We start from the raw sequence: 21,532 nt of genomic DNA, 5'->3' as shown, positions 1-21,532 counted from the left end.
GCAACCCCTTTTTTCAGTTTTATGACAGATTTCCCAAAAAACGTTATAAGCTATTGTTAATAATGGTATTTTTTATATCATTTCCTGTCGTTTCCCACTTGGGCCTGGCATCCGAGGCGGTTCGCATCCGGCGACAACGTAACAGAATAGGGTTATCCACAGAGCCTCGCGCAACATTTGGTATTCGAGGCGCAAATCAGCACAAATCACCTCTGGAATCGGAGGTGAATCACACCAGAAAAGGGCGAGTCTCACGACTCGCCCCCTCAAATCCTAGAATCAGGTGTGTCGCGCGCGCGATGGGATCACCCGCGCCATCGGAACCCGGATCAAAAGCAAAACTCCGATCACGGTCAAATACAGCAGCGGCTCAAGCTGCCATCCCTTACGCAGAATGACAAAATGGATGCCACCCAAAGCCACCGCCGGATAAACCAGCCAATGCAGCCGTCGCCAGTTCGCGCCGAGCTTGCGGATGGAATAGCGGTTGGACGTGATCGCCAGCGGGATCAGCAACAGCAAACCGGCCATGCCGATGGTGATATAGGGGCGCTTATAGAGGTCAGCGATGATCTGGCTCGGGATGCGCACATCCAAAAGCAGCCACACCAAGAGATGCAGTACGATATAAAAGAAGGCGATCAGGCCGAGCGCACGACGGAATTTGAACAGGTTGATGCGCGCATATGTGCGCAGGGGCGTCACACAAAGAGAGGCGATCAGAACCTGAAGGCCCAAAATGCCAATCGCATGTTCCATCGCTTTGATCGGTTCAACGCCCATCCGACCCGTGACCCCGGCATAGAAATACCACGCCGGTGGGATCAACGACCCTATATAAAGAGGCCAGGTCGGGATCTTACGGGCAAGGCGATTGATCTGGTCTCTCACGCTTAATACTCTTTGCTCAGGTTCATGCCTTTATACAGGCTGGCAACTTGGTCTTCATAACCGTTGAATTTGATCGTCGCGATCCTGGGGGCAAACACGCCACCACCAATGCGGCGCTCGCTGGCTTGGGTCCAACGCGGGTGATCCACCTCTGGGTTGACGTTGGAATAGAATCCATATTCGCGATGATTGATCGCTTTCCATGTGTTGACCGGCTGGGTCTCCATCAAGGTGATCTTCACCACCGACTTGATCGACTTGAACCCGTATTTCCACGGCACCACCAAACGCAGCGGTGCGCCATTCTGATTGGGCAGGGTTTTACCATAAAGCCCGGTGGCCATAATGGTCAGCGGATGCATCGCCTCATCAAGCCGCAGACCCTCGACATAAGGCCAATCCAAAATGGCGCGTTTTTGCCCCGGCATTTCTTCCGGGCGATAGAGCGTTTCAAAGCGGACATATTTGGCGGAGGGCTCGACACCCGCGAGTTCAAGAAGCTGGCGCAGCTCAAACCCGTTCCACGGGATCACCATCGACCAGGCCTCGACACAGCGGAACCGATAAATGCGCTCGTCGATATCCATCTTGGCGAGGATATCCCCGAGACCATAAGAGCCCGGACGCGACACCAGCCCGTCGATCTCGACAGACCAGGGATCGGTGGTCAGAGATCCGGCATAACGCGCGGGGTCTTCTTTACCCGTGCCGAACTCATAGAAATTGTTGTAAGTGGTGATCTCTTTAAAGCTGTTCGGTGTTTCTGTGGTGTCGAAGCCTTTGATCTGAAACTCCGGCACCTCCTGTGCCCGCGCGCCCGTGGCGGCCAACAGACCCGCCCCGGCGATCCCGCCCAAAAGGGCGCGACGGTTGAGGTAGGTCTGTTCCGGTGTAACAGTTGAATAAGGCAGGCTGTGCATCTTGGACATGTGTCTCTCCCATAGGCTCAAGGAAAGAGTAGCCCGGACCGCATCAACCGCCAAACAAACTCATGTCACAACTGCGTTGGGGTATTGTAACGTTCCGCATCAAAACTTGGCACGATACGGTCCAGCGGAATGGACGTCCCATCGGCCTGAACAATCCGCACATGACGCCGCCGCATTTGACGTGGCTCCAACACCCCGACCGAATGCGCGATCATCTCAAGCTCATAGGTCGAGGCCTTGGCGTAGGCTGCGACTTTCTTATACTTGTCATTGACCACAAGCCCGCCCTGAAGATGCGGATCATGGGTGGTGATACCGGTGGGACAGGTATTCTTGTTGCATTTGAGCGCCTGAATACAGCCCAGTGAGAACATAAAGCCGCGTGCAGAGGCGACAAAATCCGCGCCCGCACAAATCGCCCATGCAATATCCGCCGGATTCACAAGCTTGCCCGCCGCCACAATCCGAATGCGATCATGCAGCCCGTATTTGTCGCGCAAATCGACAATGCGGATCAGCGCTTCTTTGATTGGCATCCCCACAAGGTCGATCAGCGGCATCGGCGCCGCGCCTGTACCGCCTTCGCCACCGTCAATGGTAATGAAATCCGGTGCGCTCTCTGGCCCGCGCTCGACGATCATCTCAAAGAACTCCGCCCAAGGCCGCGAGGAGCCGACGACGAATTTAAACCCAACCGGCTTGCCGGTGACCTCACGGATGTGGTCGATGAAATCAAGCAAATCGCCAAAATCATCCACTTCACGGTGGCGGTTCGGGGAAATGCCGTCTTCGCCCGGTTTCAACCCGCGGATTTGCGCAATCTCGGGCGTGATCTTGGCGGCGGGCAAAATTCCACCCTTGCCCGGCTTTGCCCCCTGCGACAGCTTGATCTCAAACATCCGCACGGTTTCATGCGCCGCCATCGCGCGCAGCTTGTCATCATCCAGATTGCCCGCATCATCACGGATGCCGTATTTCGCCGTACCGATTTGATAGACAAGATCCGCCCCGCCTTCGAGGTGAAACGGCGACAAACCGCCCTCACCGGTGTTCAACCAAATGCCCGCTTCCTTTGCGCCTTTTGAAAGAGCCAGGACAGCCGGTTTGGAAATCGCGCCATAGGACATGCCGGAAATGTTAAAGATAGATTTGGCAGTGTAAGGCACGCGGCAATGCGGGCCGATCACCATCGGGTCGGTGGAGGTGAATTGATCATCAAGCGGTGGAAACGGCGCGTTCATGAAAATCGGTGTGCCCGGGATCGACAGGCTGCGGGTTGAGCCAAAGGCCACGGTGTTGCCCTTGCCATCGGAGGCGCGGTAAATCCAATCCCGCTGGGCGCGGTTGAACGGCATCTCTTCACGGTCCATGGCAAAGAAATATTGCCGAAAGAACTCGCCCAAAGAGGAAAACAAATGCCGGAAGTGGCCGATGACCGGATAGTTGCGCAGGATCGCGTCCCGTGTCTGGCGCTTGTCGAGGACATAAAGCGCCAGCGCCGCCAGCGCCATAAACCCAATTGCCAGAACAAAGATAAGCGCGAGCACCTGAAGGGCCCCCATTGTCCAATGCCAAACCGTCATAGAAAACCTCGTGAGCTGATGCTGTGCGTAGGCCGGACCCTGCCACAGTGACACGGAAACGCAACCGCCTTTCCGCGGATGTTAGCGTAAACTTTCCCGCGTCAGCACACGGACCAAACATCCTGCACTGCAGCGTGACAGGGGACATCGGATGTGACTAGGATCGACAGATAAAAGGGAGACCTATATGTGGAAAGCACTCATCATCTGTCTGACCATCACGTTTTGCGCTGGGGGCGCCATGGCCGAAGGGATCACCCATAAAATCGCAATCCATGTCGACGACAGTGATATGCGCGTGATGAACATGGCGCTGAACAACGCCAGCAATGCGCGTGCTTATTTCAACTCCATCGGCGATACCGTCATTCTTGAAATCGTCGCCTATGGTCCGGGGTTACAGATGTTTCTCAAGGATCAAAGCCCGGTGGCGGACCGGATCGAAACCATGGCGCTTGAGTTTCACGACGTACAGTTTTCGGCCTGCGAAAACACCCTGCGCGTGATGCGCCAGAAAATGGATAAGCCGCTTGAGGTACTGGACGAGGCGGTCGTCGTGCCCTCCGGAGTCGCACGTTTGGTCGAGTTGCAAGAAGCGGGCTACAGCTACATCAAACCATAGCAGATGCCATAAAAAAGGCGGCCCGCAGAGGCCGCCTTTCTTGATTTCACTGAAACACCGGATCAGTGGACCACGGCATCATCCGGTTTGGACTGATGGGTCGCCCCGGTTTTTTCCCCAATCAAAAGCCCACCAGAGCCGGCAGAGACCGGAAGCGTATCACCATCCACAACATCGCCCGACAGCAACAGTTCCGCCAGCGGGTCCTGCAACGCGCGTTGGATCACCCGTTTCAAAGGCCGCGCACCAAATACCGGGTCATAGCCTTCGTTGGCCAACCATGCTTTGGCATCGGCATCCACCGCCAGACCAATGTTGCGTTTCGCCAGACGCTTTTCGAGCAGAGCAAGCTGAATCTCGACGATCCCGCCCATGTCCTCGCGCCCAAGCCGATCAAAGATGATCGTCTCGTCCAGCCGGTTGAGGAACTCTGGCCGGAAATGCGCCCGCACCGCGTCCATCACATCGCGCTTGGCCTGCGCATTGTCTGCCCCATCGGGCAACTGGCTCAGCGCCTGCGCCCCAAGGTTCGAGGTCAGAATGATCAGCGTCTGTTTAAAGTCCACAGTCCGGCCCTGACCATCGGTCAGAATGCCATCATCCAAGACCTGCAACAGCACGTTGAACACATCCGGGTGGGCCTTTTCGACCTCATCGAACAACACAACCTGATAGGGTCTGCGCCGCACGGCCTCGGTCAAAACACCACCCTCGTCGTAACCGACATAACCCGGAGGCGCACCGATCAGGCGAGAGACGCTGTGTTTCTCCATGAACTCCGACATGTCGATGCGCACCATCGCATTGTCATCGTCAAACAGGAACTCAGCCACCGCTTTCGTCAGTTCGGTTTTCCCGACCCCCGTTGGCCCGAGGAAGAGGAACGATCCCAACGGACGGTTTTCATCATTGAGACCCGCCCGCGCGCGCCGCACCGCATTGGCAACGGCGTGAACGGCTGTTTCCTGACCGATGACCCGTTTGTGCAGGCCATCTTCCATCCGCAACAACTTATCGCGTTCGCCTTCCAACATCTTGGACGTCGGAATCCCGGTCCAGCGCTCCACCACGCCTGCGATCTGCTCTGGTCCCACGGCCTCTTCGACCATGAGATCCTGATCTTCTGCGGCTTCGGCCTCCACCAGCTTTTTCTCAAGCTGCGGGATCACGCCGTAGGACAGCTCACCGGCCTTGGCCAGATTGCCTTCGCGTTTGGCAATCTCCAAATCGGCCCGTGCCCGGTCGAGTTTCTCTTTCAGATCGCGCGCGCCTTCGAGTTTCTGCCGCTCGGCTTCCCATTTCGCCGTCATCGAGTCAGATTTCTCCAACAAGTCCGACAGCTCTTCTTCGAGCTTCTCAAGCCGCCGTTTGGAGGCCGCATCGTCTTCTTTTTTCAAAGCCTCAGCTTCGATCTGAAGCTGAAGGATAGAGCGATCCAGCGCGTCCAATTCTTCGGGCTTGCTGTCCACTTCCATCCGCAGACGCGACGCAGCCTCATCGACCAAGTCGATGGCTTTGTCCGGCAAGAACCGATCCGTGATATAACGGTGGCTGAGCGTCGCCGCAGCAACCAGCGCGGAGTCTGAAATCCGCACCCCATGGTGAAGTTCGTATTTCTCTTTGATCCCACGCAGGATGGAGATCGTGTCCTCGACTGTCGGTTCTTCAACCACAACGGGTTGGAACCGCCGCGCCAAGGCCGCGTCTTTTTCCACATATTTGCGGTACTCGTCCAAGGTCGTCGCACCGATACAATGCAATTCCCCCCGCGCCAGCGCCGGTTTGATCAGGTTCGCGGCATCCATCGCCCCATCCGATTTGCCCGCGCCCACAAGCGTGTGCATCTCATCAATAAAGAGGATGACCTCGCCCGCAGCGGCCTCAATCTCTTTGAGAATGGATTTCAACCGCTCCTCAAATTCTCCGCGATATTTTGCCCCGGCAATGAGCGACCCCATATCCAGCGCCAAAAGCCGTTTGTTTTTCAGGCTCTCCGGCACGTCGCCGTTGACGATCCGCAGCGCAAGCCCTTCGGCAATCGCGGTTTTACCCACGCCCGGCTCCCCGATCAAAACCGGGTTGTTTTTGGTCCGGCGAGACAACACCTGCATCGAGCGGCGAATTTCTTCGTCGCGACCAATGATTGGATCAATCTTGCCTTCACGCGCCGCTTCGGTGAGATCACGGGCATATTTGTTCAGAGCGTCATAGCCCTCTTCGGCCGAGGCACTGTCAGCAGTGCGGCCTTTGCGGATGTCATTGATCGCGGCGTTCAGTTTCTTGGCGTCAATGCCGCCAGCTTCCAAAGCATCCTTGGCTTTGGATTTGACAATCGCGAGCGCAGTCAAAAGCCGCTCGACGGGCACAAAACTATCGCCTGCCTTTTTCGCAAGCTTCTCGGCCTCATCAAGAACTTCGGCAATACTGCGGTCCAAATAAATCTGACCCGCGTCGCCGGTGACCTTGGCGTTTTTAGCCACGGCTGCGTCGACAGCAGACAGGACCAATTTCGGGTCACCGCCAGCATTTGAAATCAGGTTGGTGGCAAAGCCCTCTTCGTCATCCATGAGGGCTTTCAAAAGATGCTCCGGCACCAGACGTTGGTGGTTTTCGCGCATCGCAATGGTCTGTGCCGCCTGAATAAACCCGCGGGCACGTTCGGTGAATTTCTCCATGTTCATACTGTCTCTCCTTCAGTAAGCGCCCCTCAATCGCGATGCCCGAATACGGCACATCTTTGGGTGGGACCTTGACCTTTAGATGGGGTCAGATTGCAGGCTCCGCAAGAGGGACTGTTGCCAAATTGAAACATTTTCACACCCCACCTCGCCGCCCCTAAACCGCATTCGGCACATCCGGCTCTTGACCCACACGGGCGTTCTGCGCAGGAAGGGGAAACCTGTGAAAGAGGATGCTTCCATGACCGCTGATGACCGCCTGATCGTTGCCCTTGATGTCCCAAATGTCGTGCAAGGCCTCGCCTTGGCCGACAAGATCGGCGATGCCGTATCGTTTTACAAAATCGGTCTTGGCATGTTGACGAGTGGCGGCTTTGCCCTGGCCAATGAGCTCAAACAAGAGCGTGGCAAACGCATCTTTTTGGACATGAAATTCTTCGACATCGGCGCGACTGTTGAAAACGCGGTGCGCGGCGTGGCGCAGCACGACATGGATTTTCTCACCGTCCACGGCGACCCTTATGTGGTCAAAGCCGCCAAAGAGGGCGCGTCCGGCTCGGACATGAAAATCCTCGCCGTCACTGTGCTGACCTCATTGGATCGGGAAGACTTGGACGGGGCGTTGATCAAGCCCGGTGATATCCGCGATCTTGTCCAAGAGCGTGCGGGCAACGCTTTTCTTGCCGGCGCCGATGGCGTGATTGCCTCACCGCAAGAGGCCGCTCTGATCCGCGCCCTGCCCGAAGCAGAAGGCAAGCTGATCGTCACCCCCGGCGTGCGCCCGATGGGGGCCGCGCTTGGTGATCAAAAACGTGTGGCCACCCCGGCGCAGGCCATTCGCGATGGCGTCGATCATATCGTGGTCGGGCGTCCGGTTTGGCAAGATGCCGATCCGCGCGAAGCGGCGCTGCGCATTCAACACGAAATTGCCAACGCCCCCACTTGGAACCAGTGAGCGCACTGTAAAGATCAAAGCCCGAGCGCATCAAGCGCCCGGGTCAATCTGTGACGCAAAGAGATCACAGCGTCAGAGCGGGTGGTGAAATCGCGTGCGGGCATCCACGTCCAACACTGGCCTTCATCCCCCAAACGCACATCTGTGTCCAAAAGCGCCTCCCACCGGGCGACAAAAAAATGCACCTTTGTCGCCGGGTTGGCGTGACCGTTCTCTTCGACATGATAGATCACGCAGGACGGATCGATTTTGATCGAAAGTTCCTCAAACAGCTCTCGGGCGGCTGTCGCAAAAGGCGACTCCGCCCCTTCGCGTCCGCCGCCCGGAAGGTCCCATTGATTGGGATAGGCAATGTCGGGACGATCATCGCGCAACAGCGTCAGGACATCATCCCCACGCAGAATCGCGATTTTCGCACCGTCAAAGGGCCGCACGACGTCAGACGTCGTCATTGATGTCTTTGTCCCAGACTTTGACCTGACCTTTGCGAATGCCAAATACTTGACGCATGGCAAACCAGGCCAAAAGCGACACCACTGCAAAGATCAGCACCAAGACGGCAAGGTTCGATCCGAACCAGCCCAGAAACAGCAACAGCGCCACAATCGCCGCGCCCACGGCAAAGCCTAAAAACACAAAGCCCGCAACCATGACCTCAAGCGCAAACAGGATGATCGCAGCCAAGCCCCAGGCCCACCATTCCAAAAACAGAATGACCTGTTCCATCACGCTTTGCCTTTGAACAGTTTGAACGCGTCGCCAAAGGCCTCCAAAGCCGCCGCCGGAACCACGATGGTTTGTTTGCCCGAGCCTTCGCCCAAGGAAACCAGCGCTTCGACCTGTTTCAAAGCCACTTGATATTGCGCGGCCTCCAGACCGTTCTTGGCAATCGCTTCGGCGACAACACCCGTGGCATAGGCTTCGGCATCGGCCTGAACCCGGCGGGCTTTGGCAGTTTGCTCGGCGGAATAGAGCGCCGCATCGGCGGCCAGTTCGACAGAGCGTTTTTGACCTTCGGCTTCCATCACCGTCGCACGGCGGGCGCGCTCGGCGTTGAGCTGTTGCATCATCGCGGCGCGGGTGGCCTCATCCAAGTTCACGTCAAGGATTTCGGCCCGCGTCACCTCGATGCCCCAATCATTCACCGCCTCTTCTACCGAAGCTTTGATCGTGGTGATCAATGAGGATCGGTTTGATTGAACCTCATCCAATTCCATTTTCCCGATCTCTGAGCGCACGATCCCGGCCACGGTCGTGGCAATAGCGGCGTCGACATCGCGAATCCGGTACACGGTCCGCTCAGGTTCGGTGATGCGGTAAAACACCGAGGTTTCGACCTTGACCAACACGTTGTCCGAGGTGATCGCGTCCTGCATCGCATTGGGAAGTTGGCGTTCAAGAATGGAAATTTTATGGGCCACAATGTCAATCAACGGGATGACAAAGTTGATCCCCGGGCCAAGCACGGTGCGCAAACGACCGAATCGTTCGACCACAAACTTCTCAGACTGCGGGACAATCCGCACGCCTTTGAGAACAAGTAAAACAATGAAAAGCGCCAAGGCCAAGGTGACAATATTGCCGCCGCTGAGAAACTGGTACGGATCGAACTGGTTCATGAAAACTCCCCCGATGAACACGGATATACGAGGCGAAGGATAGCCCCTCCCTTGAGTTGGGTATAGACTGGAGGGAGGTCAAGGAACACCCATATGCCCGCGCTTTGCCGTGATTGCCTTACAATGTTTGAAACTGGTGCCCGCTGCCCCTCCTGTGGGCGGCCGAAGGTGATTGCGCATCCTGAGCTGTATGATCTGGCCATCGCACATATGGATTGCGATGCGTTCTATGCCTCTGTGGAGAAACGCGACAATCCCGATCTGCGCGACAAACCGGTGATCATCGGCGGCGGCACACGCGGCGTTGTTTCCACCGCCTGTTACATCGCCCGGATCAAAGGTGTGCGCTCGGCCATGCCGATGTTCAAAGCCCTCGCCCTGTGCCCCGAAGCGGTGGTGGTCAAACCTCGCATGGCGGCCTATGCCGAGGCCTCTCGCGCCATCCGTGACATGATGAACGAACTCACCCCGGATGTGGAACCGCTCTCTTTGGATGAGGCGTTTATGGACCTGCGCGGCACGGCGCGACTGCATGGTCGCCCGCCTGCGGCAATGTTGGCGCGGCTGGTCAAACGGATGCACACGGAATTGGGGCTGACCGGGTCCATCGGGCTCAGCCACAACAAATTCCTCGCCAAAGTCGCCTCCGATTTGGACAAGCCGCGCGGGTTTTCGGTGATTGGCGCGGCAGAGACGATGGCGTTTCTCGCGCCAAAACCTGTGAGCCTGATTTGGGGCGTCGGCCAAGCCACCCGCACCTCTTTGGAAAAGGCCGGGATACGGACGTTTTCCGATTTGAGGCGCTGGGAGAAAGCCGATTTGCACCTGCGGTTTGGGTCGATGGGGGACCGGCTTTGGCATCTGGCGCGCGGCCAAGACAGCCGTAGCATTTCCGCCAAACGTCCGGTCAAATCCATCTCCAAAGAAACCACCTTCCCCGAAGACACCGCCTCGCTCGACATTTTGGACGGGCATATCTGGCGGCTGGCCGAACAGGTCTCCGACCGCGCCAAGGCGAAAGACATTGCGGGGCGCGTGGTCACACTCAAACTCAAATGCACCAATCACAGCACGCTGACGCGACGTGTGACCCTACACGAACCCAGCAATATGGCCGATAAAATGTATCGCACCGCGCGCGGGCTTTTGGATGGGGCGATCGACAAAGGTCCGTTTCGATTGATCGGTGTCGGTCTCTCGGATTTGGTACCCGCCGACCAGGCCGATATCTCGGCGGATTTACTGGACCCGGATGCGATCAAACGTGCCCGTGCCGAGCGCGCCAGCGATGAGATCCGCCGCAAATTTGGCAAAGACGCGATTCGCAAAGGTCGCGCACTTCGGTAGCCAGAGACTATTCTGCGGCCATTGGCACCCGCTCCGCCCCGATTTTGGCAATCACTTCCGCCGCAGCCCCAACACGCGCACAAATCTCGTTGAAATCGGAATGCGGCACAAGCGTCAGTTCATTCATATAAACAGAGCGATCAATCTCGACTTGAATCGCATGGCAGCGCCGCGCCGGATGGCCGTAATGCTGTGTCACAAAGGCCCCCGCAAAGGGCACATTGCGCGCCACTTCAAAGCCCTGCTGCCGAAACGCGCGCTCCACCTCGATCACAATGCTCGGATTGGCCGATGCGCCGTAGCGATCGCCGATCACCACTTCGGGCCGCCGCCCTTTGCCACTGCGCACTGCGGACAGAGCCTCGCGCGGCATCGAATGGCAATCAATCAAAATGGATTGGCCAAATAAAGCCAGAGATTCGTCGATCACCGCCTGAAGCAAGCGATGATAAGGTTGCCACACGGTCCTGATCCGCTCTTGCGCCTCTTCTCGGCTTATTTTCCCACGATAAATCGACCGGCCACCGGCCACCACACGCGGAATCACCCCAAGCCCGGAGGCGATGCGCGGGTTCAATCCGACGCGAGACACCCCCGCCACCAAGGCCGGGTCCATTTCATCGGCATGTCGGTTGAGATCCACCCAAGCGCGCGGATAGGTGGCCGAGATCATCACCGCACCGAATCGTGGCACATCGGCGTAAAGCCGGTCTACATGCGCATCTTCAGAAGAGCGGAGTTGAAGAGGGCTTAAAACCGACTGTTGTACCATCTCTGCGGGATAATCGCGCCCACTGTGCGGCGAAGCAAAGACCACGCAAGAGGTTCTGCTCTCCGGTCTTCTTAACAGATATGGCACTTTGCTCATCGACACTCCCTTTCACCGCAAACTATAAAGGCTTTTGTGTTTTTTCTGAATCACGAAAGTGCAAAAGGCGTCCGCCGGGTCACTCCTGTGGGTGTTTTGCATCCAATCCGTAACCCGGATAAATTACAAAAGACTTTGGACATTGAAATTCAATGCCAAAAGGCCTTGAACAATCATTCGACTCCTTTTATACGCACCCGCACTGACGCGGGAATGCCCCGCGTCTTGTTCTTTGCGCTGCGAGGCGAAACGAGATCAAGGCGCGAGTTTCCCATGGAGGAATGGGTGTATAGCTCAGTGGTAGAGCACTTCGTTGACATCGAAGGGGTCACAAGTTCGAACCTTGTTACGCCCACCATCCTCCGCCGTTATATTGGTTTTAACAGGCGCACGCAGGCGCCGCGAAAAGGAGAAAGACTATGAAAGTTCGTAACTCGCTCCGCTCGCTGAAAAACCGGCACCGCGACTGCCGCGTCGTGCGCCGTAAAGGCCGCGTGTACGTGATCAACAAGACGCAGCGCCGTTTCAAAGCCCGTCAGGGCTGAGATCAGCAGCGATCAAAAAAAGCCGCTCGTGTTTCACGGGCGGTTTTTTTGTGTTCTCTCTGAACTGCCCCCCCAAACGCATCACATCTACGCGCCTTTTCAGACGCTCCGGCGAAGGATACGGCATTCTTGCGCCCATCTGTCGCGGCGTGGTATCCACATGGAACATGGTAAAAAGACGCCCTGCGCGGGACCAAAGCGTGGGTAGGATTTAAGGGGTGAAGATTTCAAGTATGTATTTTCTTAAGAAAATTCGCCCGCGCGGGGATGCCGAACAGGCGGTACAACACGGGTCACGTTGTCCTCCGATTATTTAAACCACAGCCCAGTCAAAGCCCAACCATTGTTGCATTTCAAATTGGCAAGACTTTCACCAAACACAACCAAACGCATCTGGGGGAACCAGAGGCATTCGTTTTAAAGCAAAGTGAGATCGGTCCATGGACACCCAAGATACCATCGCAGACACCCAAAATGTCATTGATCTCCTCGTGGCAGAGGGATTTGACGCTGCTTGGTATGAGACAACCTATCGTGACGAAATTGCGCGACATGGCCTGGAAGGCGAAAGCCCTCTCGACTTTTATCGGCGTCTCGGTGGGTTTCTGGGCCATGATCCCCATGATGGGTTCTCCGAAATTCTCTATCGCAAGAAAAACACGGATGTCCGTAAGAACCTGACACAGGCCTCCGGTGAGACGGGCTTTCGTCACTGGCTGGAATTTGGGGTGAACGAAACCGGTCGGCACCCCTTTACCAAGTCCCAGATCAACTTGGCCCGCCAGACCTATCTCGCTCTGGATCGCCGCTTTCTTGAAAAGACCTACGGCGCACGAATGGCTGGCTACCCGACCGTGGTGGATTACTATTTCAGCCAGGTCACACAAGAAGAGCTTTCCCCATCCGCAGAGTTTTCGGAGTCGGGATACCGCGATCTATACGAGGATGTCACAATAGCCATCGGGGAAAACCTGATCGCCTCAGGTTTTCAACATTTCTTGCTGGTTCAGACCAAAGAGGTTCGGCATGTCATCTCGCATGACCAATATCTAAAGTCATTGGCAGAGAAAAAGAGTGCCGAACAAGAGGCCGAAACCCGCCTAGCCTTGGAAGATAACCTGCCCGGCGTGACCGCCCTCGCAGCCCTCGACATGCTCAATGCCATGGAATTTTATGGTGGGAAGGTGAAGGTTCGCCGCACTGAGGCGCAGGGACCGGGAGGGCTTTTGGTGCTGGTGCCCGATTTCCTGCCCGAAATCTTGTTTGGCGGCTATTTGGCGTTTTATGGCTTCCTGCGCAAGCTGTCCGAACAGACCGGGATTGGCCTGCGCCTGATGGTCATCAACCACTCCAGCATGGAAAAGCACGAAGGCAATCTTTTGCGTATGCGCATCAAGATGCCCAAAATCTACAATATGTTTCATGGGTTTCAGAAGTTCGACGCCCAGACTCGCGCTGTTGAAATTCCGGCCAATTATCATGTCATTTCCTACTGTGCGGAATTACACCGGATTGCCCAAAAGATTGCCGCATCGGCCAACCAAAAACCGATCTTTTTCATTCAGGAATACGAACCAGACTTTCACGCCAATACCGACATGCGCAGTTTCAATGAATCTGCATTTTTCCTACCGCATGACGCAGTCTATAATTCACACAAGCTGATCGAGTTCTTTCAGAAAAAGACCCCGGTGTTTGAGCGCGCCGGAAAAGACTATCGGTATACCGCTATCGAAAATCAGCTTGTCCGGCTGAATGTCGGCAAGGATCGCTTTGTCGAAATGAACAGCGGTCGCGAAACGCGCCGTTTCATCATGTATGGCCGCCCCGAAGGTCATGCTGCGCGCAACCATTTCGGCATGTTGGTCTATGCGCTGCGCGAGGCGATCAGACAGGGTGTTTTTGCCGGGGAGGATTGGGAGTTTTATGCCCTCGGCACCTTGGGTAAAATCGACGATATTGATCTGGGCGGCTCTGAAAAGCTACGGATGGTGCCGAAAATGCCGAAAGAGGACTACGAGGAGTTTTTGCTGACCGGCGACATCGGCCTGTCGGTGATTACCACCCCACACCCAGGGATCGTGCATTTTCAGATGGCAGCCTATGGTCTGCCGACCGTGACCAATAAGACCGATCTGCGCAATGACGCTTGGCTGGCCAAACAAAACCGCAACCTCATCCCCGTTGAAATGTCGCCCGAAACGCTTGTCGAGGGGTTCCGCGTTGCGGTGAAACGCGCGAAAGATCTCAACACCCGGTATGACAATGCCATCGCCTCGCCCGTCATGGATGAGGAAAGCTGTCTGCGCGACGCTTTGGCTGATCTGGCAGCTATTGTGACGAAATGATCAGGGTCTGGCCGGGCAAGCCCGGTCCGATCCCGCCGGTTCAGCGACTTTTGCCGCTTTCGGCCATGGTGCAAAGCTGCTTTAGAAACTTGTGTTGCACAGCGGCAAGATCGTGACCCACCTCCTGCTCCCAAAGCTCTGCATCGGGATACTCAGGTGCTTGAAACAGCGGCTTAGATGCGCCGTCGCCAAAATTCTGTCGCAACCATATATTGTCGCTTTCAAACCGCTCGACGACCGTGCGCATATAGTCAGGCGACATGGTGTAGGTCTGTTTCGATAAACTCGGGCGCATCTTGTGCAGGTCTTGAAACACCTCAAAGAAATCGGTCTGCGACAGCCCCACATCATTCAGCCAGCGCAAAAACAGCGTCGCAACCGCAGGCAAGGTTGGATGCTCAACGATATTGTCCTCGGGATCATAGTTCAGATCAATCCCCATCACCGTCAGAAAATCCTCGATCGGACTTTTGCGCACGGGAGACCCGCGCTCAAACACCCGCAATTTGACGTCCGTGTTGTGGGTGAACTGCGCAAAGACGGTCATGATCTCTGGGAATTTAAGCCCCAGCTTCATTGAATCGAAATAGGCTTCAGGTGGGTTTTTGATGCGATTATGGGTGACCTGCGTATAATAATTGGCGTTCATCACCTCATATTGTGGGCGCAAACTGACGTAAATCTGACAAGAGGCTGGTTGAAGATAATGCTTGAAGATCTCCATGCGCTGGGCATGAAAAAACTCTTCTGAGGACAGGATGACGGTCTTGTCGGGGGCCGCCGCTATTTCGGCACGCAGCGCCTCAAGCATGGCACGCAAATGCTCAGATGGCTCGCTTGCGTTGGGGTCAATCGCAAGCGCTATGGCATGATGCCCCTTTGCCGTGCCACTCTCCACATCTATCCCACTCATCGGGTAAAGATACCCCAGGTCGCGCAACGTATCTCGCTTGCGAAACAGAAAGTTCTGTAAGCCAGAAGTGCCAGTTTTGGGCGATCCCGGATGCAGGATCAGGCGGTCAAACTGGATCGGTGTCATGCGCGCCTCGTGTCTTTTGGGCAATCGAAATAATCATGTGCAAGCATTCGCGGCGCTGCGCGAAATCCGTTTTAAAATCGTGGGAAAGACGGCGGATGTATCGCCCATTGCGCGCTCCCATGTGTCGCGCTCCGTCAATACCAGTGGAGCAAATTCGCGCGGACCGTTGGAGACGAACTCCTCTGCCAAAGCCTTATTTTGCGGGGCATAATCCGCAAAGATTTGCTGTAAGACATCAGGCGAATAATGCTCTTTCACCGGGGCGAACCAGTCTGCGTTGCGATGGCACATCTTGAAAACATCGAAAAACGACATGTCATCCCACCCCGACGCCGCCAGTTGCCGCAAAAACAGCGTGGCCTGCGCGGGCAAAGACTTGTGTTCGACATGATTGTCTTCGGCAACCACAGGCCAGTTCAACCCGATCTGCGCCATCATATGAGCCGCAGGAAAATCGCGGGCGGGCGTCCCGCGCTCAAACAAGGACACGGAGGACTGTGCCTCTGGCCAAGCCCTGCGCCAAGGCACCAGACAACTCGCATAATCCAGAAGATTGCCGTTAAACCCATCCAGATAGTCCATTGGCAGGTCGATCACCTTCCGATGGCACACCTCTGTATAATACATGGAAGAGATGAACTCGGCCTGATTTCGAAACACGGCCACAATCTGAACCTCATCGGCCTCAATGTAGCGACGTAGCGTTTCGGGACGACGAAAATCCATAAAGGTTTCAGACGACAACAACAGCGTCTCGCATTGGGCTTGCTTCAGCTCCACAGCCATACGGTCCAACACACCCGCCACCTGTAGCGTCATCGCCCCATCTGCGCCATCCAACAGCATGCGAAGCCGGTGATGCGCCGTATCGACACCGCCATCGGCGCGGCGCCGACTGGTCATGGGGTAGAGAACTTTATCCGCTTTCAACTGCTGATATTTGCCGCTGAGATAGCTTTGAATGGATGTCGTGCCAGTCTTCCACGAGCCGATATGCAGGATTAGTTTCTTGGTGCGGATCAACGCTTTCTCCATTATCAAACCCGTCAACGATAGGCGCCACGGGTCTCTGGCGACAATGGCATTAATTCGCACAGGACGACAATATGACGATTTCCGAAAAAGCTATGATGGGTCGCAATGGCTTTCTTTTTTTGAACGGCAAAGACTCAAACAACTTGCTCGGCCATTTGGCGGGCGAAGTCCCTTTGCTCAGCTCAGCCCTCTCGGTCCACCGTCACAATCGTACGGTGATTGAACGTTTGAGCGTGCCGTTCCTCGGCATCATTGTCCCCGAAGCGCATTGTGTTTATCCCGAAAACCTACCCGACGGGATTGAGATCAGCGCAGCCCGCCCGGTGCGTGAGGTGTTGGGCCAAATGGCCCCCGGCTATCACTACCCGCTTGAGGAATTGCGCGATTATAAGGCTCAGGGGGGCACGGTTTACACTGGGCGCGATTCACATTGGACCCAACCCGCTGCGCTTGAATGTTACAAGACGCTGCGTGGTCGGATCGGTCGAACCCGCGATTTGGATCTGGCCTATCAACCGTCACTCGACAGTGAAACCGGCGATCTGTCGATTGGCTCATACCACGATGTGGTCAACGCCGAACGGCGGCGCATGTTTGGACAGGAAACCTCGTATTTCAACGTTTTTGCCAGCCTGATTTTGAACCACGGTAACGTCCTGGTGCTTTATAATCCCAAAGGAAAAGGGCGCTGTCTGGCCTTTGGCACCTCGTTTTCAACGCGCCTCGTTCCGGCCTATGCCTCTGATTTCGAAGAAGTGGTGTTTTGCTATGGCACCACTGTCGATCCGGCGATGGTGCGGCTTGTCAAACCCGATTGCGTGATCAGCGAACTGCCCGAACGGTTTTTACATTTCCCCAGCTATTCCGTCGAAGGCAGCACATTGATCAGCCTGATTTTGGGTCTGCATGATCATAAAGACAAATCCACCGCCCAAATTACGGCACAAACCTCGGTGCCCAATCATGTGGCTGAGCTTGGTGCGTTTTTTGCCGGTGTGAATGCCCGCGCGATGGGTCACCCTGCCCTTCAATTCATGCGCCAGCTTGAGCAAGAGATGCCCGATCTTGCCGAACGCGTGGCGCTTCTTGCGCCCTTCCTTGGGGAGCCAATGCAAAAGACTGCCCTGCGGCTCTTGCTTTCGGGACAGTTTTACAACCGAGGTCTTGTGGCCCAAGTGTCAAAATTTGTCGATGACGGTCTCTTGGATATTGGGAAACTTGCCCTTGTTCCCAACAGCGAGGCGGGGCTTTTGACCCAAATCCGCATTTTGATCCGTGCCGGGCTCAACATCCGTGCAGCGGAACGTCTTGAACATCTGTTTGCGCAGTTCGGCACGGGCGTCGAAGCCGACTATTACGCCACGCTCTTGCGGCGTTTAGCCTAGCCCGGATGTGTCAGGCGTTGCACAGGTCCCAAGGGACCATCGACGTGGCACGCCTCACAGCTTGCGATAAATTTCATCCTCAAACTCAGAAGGATCAATTCCAAGCGTTTCAAGCCCGCTTTCAAGATAATCCGACAAAAGCGGGATGCCCAAAAGGTAGCGATCCGTCGGGGCTGTGGCCTCCGTCTTCGCGGTTTCAAACGCCTCGTCATAATCATCAAAGGTCTCGCGCCCGATCCACATGATCGCCACCAAAGCGGATTTCTCATCATCGTTCAGGCCCCGGATAAAGCTGGCCAATTCGCGCTCTGTGCCATCGGAGGACCGGGATTCAAGGATCGTATCCGCATCGGCATCATCGGACGGCGTATCCCAGCGCCCCACCTTCGCGCCAAGTTCGCGGGCGCGGACGATCACAAAGGCAACTTTGTTTGGGCTGATATCCATCTTTCGCGTCCTCCGACTGTGCGTAAATATCTGGTCCGTCTGTGGTAAATCACTGTGCAACATCCGGCATCAGACTGACATGACACAGGTCAACACACGAAAAGCCTACCCTGCTCAGAGCTTTGGCGCAATCGCTCCGACGCTCGGCACACGCACCACTTCCGCATCAGGTGCAAGCTCCTCAAAGTCGAAATTATCAAGTCGATTGGCCCGCTTTCCGGCTTTTTCTGCTGAGATTTTGATCTCTTCAAGGTCTTTCGAGGCCTGGCCAAAATGCCGGTCCAGATTGCCAACCCGCTGCCCCAACCGTTCCACATCCCCGGACAAAAGCGACAATTCCTTGCGAATGGCCCCCGCCTGTTCGCGCATCCGGGCGTCTTTGAGAATCGCCCGCATCGTGTGAAGCGTCGCCATGCAGGTGGTGGGCGACACGATCCAGACCTTTTTATCAAACCCTTCGCGCACCAGCTCCGGGAAATTGGCGTGAAGCTCGGCATAGACCGCCTCAGAGGGCAAAAACATCAACGCCCCATCGGCAGTTTCGCCTTCAAGGATGTATTTGTCGGAAATGTCTGAAATGTGCTTTTTCACCGAGGTCCGCATCATTTTCGCCGCCTCGTTCAGCTCCCATTGCGTGTCCGCGCGCCGCAGCGCCTCATAGGCCTCAAGCGGGAATTTGCTATCGACCACAATCGGGCCCGGCGGGTTTGGCAGGTGGATCAAACAATCGGCGCGCCGCCCATTCGACAGCGTCGCCTGCAACGTATAGCTGTCTTTCGGCAGCGCCTTGCTGACGATGTCATTGAGCTGAATTTCCCCAAAGGCACCACGGGTTTGCTTGTTCGACAAGATGTCTTGCAGCGACAAGACATTGCCCGACAGCTTTTCGATATTCGCCTGCGCCTTATCAATCGTCTCCAGCCGTTGCTGAAGCTCGCCTAATGAGTGCGCCGTGCGCCGCGCCGACCCCTGAAGGTTCTCAGACATCGCCAAAGACACATCCGACAACCGCTTTTCCATCATCTGGATCATATGGCTTTGCGCGGCGGCTTGCGCCTCAGAGACGTGTTGAAGCCCGCCGGCGAGTTGGTGTTGGCCATCAGAGAGGTGTTGCACCGTTTGGCCCAATTGTCCCATTTGATGCATCATTGGTCCGCTCATCCGCATCGCAGCGCCAGAGCGGCGCACCGACACAAACAGCAAAATCACCATGATCAAAACCAGCGCCGCGATGCCGCCAAAAATCAAGATCATCATCTGATCCAACGCCAACCCGGCCTCCGTTATCTTATCCATCAGGTCCGTCCAAACAGGCGTTCAATGTCGGACAGCTTCAGTTCGACATAGGTCGGTCGGCCATGGTTGCACTGACCGGAATGCGGCGTGGCCTCCATCTCGCGCAGCAAGGCGTTCATTTCCTCGGCATGCATCCGACGACCAGAGCGGATCGACCCATGGCACGCCACGCGCGACAACACCGCCTCGATCCGCGCCTGAATCGTAAAGCTGTCACCCAGATCCGCCAGCTCATCCAAAATGTCGTTGATCATCGCCTTGGCATCGACGCGGCCCAGCACCGCAGGCGTTTCACGCACCGCAATCGCGCCACCGCCAAAGGGTTCGATCACCAGCCCAAGCCGGGCCAGATCCTCGGCCAGATCCAAAAGCATCTGCGCATCATTGGCAGAAAGATCCACCACTTCGGGGATCAAAAGCGCCTGTGATCTGACACCATGTTCCGCCATCTGGTGTTTCAGTTTCTCATAGACCAGCCGCTCATGTGCCGCATGTTGGTCGACGATCACGATGCCCCGTTCCGTCTGGGCGATAATGTAGTTTTCATGTACCTGCGCGCGCGCCGCCCCCAAAGGCAAGGCCTCGGTTTCGGGCTGCTGCGCAACCCGTTCCATCCGCGCAGAGGGCACAGACATTTCGGCAAACCCCGGCGTCTCATTGCGCACGGGGTGCTCGGGCGCTTGCCAGGCATAGCTTTGCGCCGTCGCCTCGGATGACGGGCGATAAGGCGCAGCGTATCCGCCCATCGAAGGCCGGTCCATTTGATAGACTCGCGGGTCCGTCACCTCCGGCCGCATCGCCCCCAATGTGGCATGCGCCACCGTGGTCGATGCCCGATGTCCCGCCCCAGCCAAAGCATGACGCAAGGCAGAAACGATCAAGCCGCGCGCGATCCCAGGATCACGAAACCGCACCTCGGATTTTGCCGGATGCACGTTCACATCGACCAAATGCGGATCGCATTCAAGGAACAAACAGGCCGCCGGATGGCGATCGCGCGAGAGAAAATCAAAATAGGCCCCGCGCAGTGCCCCGACCAAAAGTTTGTCGCGCACCGGACGGCCATTGACGAAGAGAAACTGCGAGACCGCGGAGCCGCGTGAATAGGTCGGCAGCGCAGCATAGCCGGTCAGCGTCAAACCCTCGCGCTCGGCATCAATCGCCAAAGCATTTTCGGCAAACTCTTTGCCCAAAACCTTGGCCAGACGCCCGTGCAGCGCGTCGAACATATCGCCGTTTTCAGGATCAACCCGGAACACCACCCGACCCTCGCCGCCACCCGATACATCGCGTAGGGTAAAGCCGACATAGGGTTCGGCCATCGCCAGACGTTTGATCACGTCCGAAATCGCCTGTGCCTCAGCCCGGTCCGTGCGCAGGAATTTCAACCGCGCCGGCGTGGCGTAAAACAAATCACTCAGCTCAACCACGGTGCCGCGCGTCAAGGCGGCGGGCTTCACCGGGTCCATATGCCCGCCAGAGACGGACAGGGTGACGCCCTCGCCACCCTCGACCCGAGAGGTGATTTTGAGCCGTCCGACAGCACCCAAAGAGGGCAAAGCCTCACCGCGAAAGCCAAAGGTGTGAATGTCCAACAGGTCGGAACCGTCGATTTTTGACGTGGCATGACGCGACAGGGCCAAGGGCAAGTCGTCACCCGTCATGCCACAGCCGTCATCACTCACCCGAATGAGGGTTTTCCCGCCATCGGCATAGTCGATCTCAACCCGGCGCGCCCCCGCATCAATGGCGTTTTCCACCAGCTCTTTGACAGCGGAGGCAGGCCGTTCGACCACCTCGCCCGCTGCAATGCGGTTGATCGCGCCCTCGTCGAGTTGACGGATCACAGGACGCGATTGGGAGCGCGGTTCATCTTGGCTTATGTTGCGGTGAGGTAAATTCATGCCACTAGAGGTAGCATAATCCTCTCCGATTCGACCACGAC

The 21,532-nt window shown here is 56.3% G+C and carries 19 protein-coding genes and 1 tRNA gene; 7 read left to right on the top strand and 13 right to left on the bottom strand.

Features of this window, described 5'->3' with window-relative positions:
- Positions 1 to 279 precede the first annotated feature (279 nt).
- The 3 genes from msrQ to B30_RS03490 form a co-directional block, all read right to left on the bottom strand.
- Positions 280 to 891: a protein-methionine-sulfoxide reductase heme-binding subunit MsrQ gene (gene msrQ, locus B30_RS03500; protein WP_040401753.1), complete on the bottom strand. Its 612-nt coding sequence runs from the start codon at positions 889 to 891 to the stop codon at positions 280 to 282.
- A 2-nt stretch (positions 892 to 893) separates the two neighbouring features.
- Positions 894 to 1,820 (bottom strand): protein-methionine-sulfoxide reductase catalytic subunit MsrP, encoded by a 927-nt coding sequence (gene msrP, locus B30_RS03495; RefSeq protein ID WP_009570632.1) that lies wholly within the window; start codon positions 1,818 to 1,820, stop codon positions 894 to 896.
- Positions 1,821 to 1,885: 65 nt separating this feature from the next.
- Entirely contained in the window at positions 1,886 to 3,403 is a 1,518-nt protein-coding gene (locus tag B30_RS03490) for an FMN-binding glutamate synthase family protein (protein WP_009570631.1), read from the bottom strand.
- A 187-nt stretch (positions 3,404 to 3,590) separates the two neighbouring features.
- Between B30_RS03490 and B30_RS03485 the strand changes: the two genes are divergently transcribed.
- A complete protein-coding gene (locus tag B30_RS03485) occupies positions 3,591 to 4,025 on the top strand; it encodes a DsrE family protein (RefSeq protein ID WP_009570630.1) in 435 nt (144 codons plus the stop codon).
- Between the two features lie 62 nt (positions 4,026 to 4,087).
- Here the strand turns inward: B30_RS03485 and clpB are convergent, their stop codons facing one another.
- Entirely contained in the window at positions 4,088 to 6,706 is a 2,619-nt protein-coding gene (clpB, locus tag B30_RS03480; RefSeq protein WP_009570629.1) for an ATP-dependent chaperone ClpB, read from the bottom strand.
- Positions 6,707 to 6,944: 238 nt separating this feature from the next.
- Here clpB and pyrF point away from each other — a divergent pair, with 238 nt between their 5' ends.
- Positions 6,945 to 7,658 carry an orotidine-5'-phosphate decarboxylase gene (pyrF, locus tag B30_RS03475; protein WP_009570628.1) on the top strand — a complete coding sequence of 238 codons (714 nt, stop codon included), beginning with the start codon at positions 6,945 to 6,947 and terminating at the stop codon, positions 7,656 to 7,658.
- Positions 7,659 to 7,672: 14 nt separating this feature from the next.
- Here the strand turns inward: pyrF and B30_RS03470 are convergent, their stop codons facing one another.
- Genes B30_RS03470 through B30_RS03460 form a run of 3 tightly spaced genes read right to left on the bottom strand, consistent with a single transcriptional unit; the run spans position 7,673 to position 9,277 of the window.
- The gene (locus B30_RS03470) at positions 7,673 to 8,110 is read right to left on the bottom strand and encodes an NUDIX hydrolase (RefSeq protein WP_009570627.1); all 438 of its coding nucleotides are present in this window, start codon (positions 8,108 to 8,110) and stop codon (positions 7,673 to 7,675) included.
- On the bottom strand, positions 8,097 to 8,384 hold the full coding sequence (locus tag B30_RS03465) for an NfeD family protein (RefSeq protein WP_009570626.1): 288 nt from the start codon (positions 8,382 to 8,384) through the stop codon (positions 8,097 to 8,099). Before B30_RS03465 ends, B30_RS03470 begins: the two co-directional genes overlap by 14 nt.
- Positions 8,384 to 9,277, bottom strand: a complete 894-nt coding sequence (locus B30_RS03460; protein WP_009570625.1) for an SPFH domain-containing protein — start codon at positions 9,275 to 9,277, stop codon at positions 8,384 to 8,386. The genes B30_RS03465 and B30_RS03460 overlap by 1 nt, the downstream gene beginning before the upstream one ends.
- Positions 9,278 to 9,370: 93 nt before the next feature.
- Here B30_RS03460 and B30_RS03455 point away from each other — a divergent pair, with 93 nt between their 5' ends.
- Positions 9,371 to 10,624 (top strand): DNA polymerase IV, encoded by a 1,254-nt coding sequence (locus tag B30_RS03455; RefSeq protein WP_009570622.1) that lies wholly within the window; start codon positions 9,371 to 9,373, stop codon positions 10,622 to 10,624.
- Positions 10,625 to 10,631: 7 nt separating this feature from the next.
- Here the strand turns inward: B30_RS03455 and B30_RS03450 are convergent, their stop codons facing one another.
- A complete protein-coding gene (locus B30_RS03450) occupies positions 10,632 to 11,492 on the bottom strand; it encodes an N-formylglutamate amidohydrolase (RefSeq protein WP_040401752.1) in 861 nt (286 codons plus the stop codon).
- A 283-nt stretch (positions 11,493 to 11,775) separates the two neighbouring features.
- Between B30_RS03450 and B30_RS03445 the strand changes: the two genes are divergently transcribed.
- The 3 genes from B30_RS03445 to B30_RS03435 all read left to right on the top strand — a co-directional run bounded on the left by B30_RS03445 (position 11,776) and on the right by B30_RS03435 (position 14,385).
- Positions 11,776 to 11,850 (top strand) — tRNA-Val (locus B30_RS03445).
- 61 nt (positions 11,851 to 11,911) lie between these two features.
- Positions 11,912 to 12,037: a type B 50S ribosomal protein L36 gene (ykgO, locus tag B30_RS03440; RefSeq protein WP_005850168.1), complete on the top strand. Its 126-nt coding sequence runs from the start codon at positions 11,912 to 11,914 to the stop codon at positions 12,035 to 12,037.
- 440 nt (positions 12,038 to 12,477) lie between these two features.
- Positions 12,478 to 14,385: a rhamnosyltransferase WsaF family glycosyltransferase gene (locus tag B30_RS03435; RefSeq protein ID WP_009570619.1), complete on the top strand. Its 1,908-nt coding sequence runs from the start codon at positions 12,478 to 12,480 to the stop codon at positions 14,383 to 14,385.
- A 40-nt stretch (positions 14,386 to 14,425) separates the two neighbouring features.
- Here the strand turns inward: B30_RS03435 and B30_RS03430 are convergent, their stop codons facing one another.
- Entirely contained in the window at positions 14,426 to 15,424 is a 999-nt protein-coding gene (locus B30_RS03430) for a hypothetical protein (protein ID WP_009570618.1), read from the bottom strand.
- A gap of 33 nt (positions 15,425 to 15,457) precedes the next feature.
- Complete coding sequence (locus B30_RS03425; protein WP_009570617.1) at positions 15,458 to 16,459, bottom strand: hypothetical protein; 1,002 nt, start codon at positions 16,457 to 16,459, stop codon at positions 15,458 to 15,460.
- A 71-nt stretch (positions 16,460 to 16,530) separates the two neighbouring features.
- Here B30_RS03425 and B30_RS03420 point away from each other — a divergent pair, with 71 nt between their 5' ends.
- A complete protein-coding gene (locus B30_RS03420) occupies positions 16,531 to 17,844 on the top strand; it encodes a hypothetical protein (protein WP_009570616.1) in 1,314 nt (437 codons plus the stop codon).
- A 54-nt stretch (positions 17,845 to 17,898) separates the two neighbouring features.
- Here the strand turns inward: B30_RS03420 and B30_RS03415 are convergent, their stop codons facing one another.
- The 3 genes from B30_RS03415 to mutL all read right to left on the bottom strand — a co-directional run bounded on the left by B30_RS03415 (position 17,899) and on the right by mutL (position 21,491).
- Positions 17,899 to 18,291: a DUF3775 domain-containing protein gene (locus B30_RS03415; protein ID WP_009570615.1), complete on the bottom strand. Its 393-nt coding sequence runs from the start codon at positions 18,289 to 18,291 to the stop codon at positions 17,899 to 17,901.
- Between the two features lie 114 nt (positions 18,292 to 18,405).
- On the bottom strand, positions 18,406 to 19,587 hold the full coding sequence (locus B30_RS03410; protein WP_009570614.1) for a DNA recombination protein RmuC: 1,182 nt from the start codon (positions 19,585 to 19,587) through the stop codon (positions 18,406 to 18,408).
- Positions 19,587 to 21,491 carry a DNA mismatch repair endonuclease MutL gene (mutL, locus tag B30_RS03405; RefSeq protein ID WP_009570613.1) on the bottom strand — a complete coding sequence of 635 codons (1,905 nt, stop codon included), beginning with the start codon at positions 21,489 to 21,491 and terminating at the stop codon, positions 19,587 to 19,589. The genes B30_RS03410 and mutL overlap by 1 nt, the downstream gene beginning before the upstream one ends.
- Between the last annotated feature and the right edge of the window lie 41 nt (positions 21,492 to 21,532).

It is taken from the genome of Celeribacter baekdonensis B30 (assembly GCF_000299875.1).
In the GTDB taxonomy this organism is placed as follows: Bacteria; Pseudomonadota; Alphaproteobacteria; order Rhodobacterales; family Rhodobacteraceae; genus Celeribacter; species Celeribacter baekdonensis_A.
Note: the sequence above shows the minus strand (reverse complement) of the source record. Positions and strands in the feature narration are given on the sequence as shown.